Genomic DNA, 1,446 nt, shown 5'->3' on the forward strand with positions numbered 1-1,446 from the left:
CGGATGACCCGCGCCGCGGTCTGGCCGACCGCGGTCGTGAGCGCCGAGGAACTGGTGACCGTGGTGGTGTTGGCGCCGCCGGCGCCGGTGGTCCCGCCGTTCTGCGTCGCCCAGCCGTACAGGCCGTTGTCGGCCAGCGGAGCCGCCACCGGGGCGGCCACCGGCGCGGCACCGGCGGAGGCAGGGGACTGCGCCCGGGCGGTGCCGGTGAGGCCGGCGGTGAGGGTCGCGGCGAGCAGGCCGGCGCCCGCGGCGAACAGCGTGACATGGCGTCTGCGTACAGACATGGGGATGGCTCCTTCAACAATGGGGGATTGATGGCGAGCCCGCATCGAGAAATATAAATGTGAGTTCGCCGGAATTCAACAGCGGGAATCAGGAAACAAAGTGTTCAGACGCTGATTCGGCCGGCGCCCGCGCCCGCGGTGACAATGGATTCGACGTTCGCCGCGGGGTCCGGCGTGTACGAGTACGGAATGGACGCGACGCTGCCTCCGGTCTGCCCGCTGCCGGAATTGACGAGCTGGTTGTTGCGTGCCTCGTGCGTGCCCGGGCCGGAGCTTCCCTCGCCGAGGTGGAACGGGTCCTCGACGTTCTCGAACGAGTTGGCCTCGACCAGCACGCCCGCGCCCTCCGTGGAGGCGACGCCGTACCCGCTGTTGCCGTTGTAGTAGTTGTTGTAGACGTGCACCGGGTTGCCGAAGCGGACCCGCGGGTGCCGCTGCGTGGAGGCGTCGAAGAAGTTGTGGTGGTAGGTCACGCGCAGGTGGCCGATGTCCTGGCTGCCGTTGTCGTCGCTGTGCCCGAGCAGCATCGACTTGTCGTGGTTGAAGACCCGGTTCCAGGACACCGTGACGAAGTCCGAGCCGCGCTTGATGTCGACCGCGCCGTCGTACCCGTTGCTGAACGAGTTGTGGTCGATCCAGACGTTGCGGGCCGACTGCTCGACGTTGATGGCGTCGTCGTCCCAATCCCGGAAGGACAGGTTGCGGACGATGATGTTGGTTCCGCCGCTGATCGTGAGACCGCAGCCCACGATGGACGCGCCGGAGTTGCCGAGGATCGTCTTGTTCGACTGCACCCGCAGCATGCCGGAGCAGGTGATCGTGCCGGAGACCCGGATCACCGCCGCGCTGCTCGAGCCGATCGCGCTGGTCAGGGCAGAGGCGCTGGTCACCGTCGTGGCCGGGGCGCTCCCGCCGCCGGAGGTGCCGCCGTTCTGGGTGGCCCAGCCGACCAGGCCGGTCTGCGGCTGCGAGGGCGGCGGCTCCGAGGACGGCGGGTCGGTGGGTGTGGTGGGCGGGTCGGTGGGGGTCGAGCCGCCGGCGCCGTCCACGGTCACGTCGTCGAAGCGGGCGCTGGCATAGGCGGTGACCAGTGCGAGGCGTCCGGCGCCGAAGGAGGAGTTGCTTCCCGCGCCGACCTGCGAGCCGTTGACCAGCCCGC

The 1,446-nt window shown here is 69.5% G+C and carries 1 protein-coding gene and 1 pseudogene; both read right to left on the minus strand.

Annotation, left to right across the window (positions count from 1 at the left end; all coding sequences use genetic code 11):
* Nucleotides 1-287: pseudogene (locus AB0M20_RS43280) on the minus strand (hypothetical protein); the annotation flags it as partial.
* A gap of 104 nt (nucleotides 288-391) precedes the next feature.
* The coding region (locus AB0M20_RS43285) for a right-handed parallel beta-helix repeat-containing protein (RefSeq protein WP_364307296.1) at nucleotides 392-1,446 on the minus strand (1,055 nt) is incomplete at its 5' end.

Source organism: Actinoplanes sp. NPDC051633 (genome assembly GCF_040681735.1).
Classification (GTDB): domain Bacteria; phylum Actinomycetota; class Actinomycetes; order Mycobacteriales; family Micromonosporaceae; genus Actinoplanes.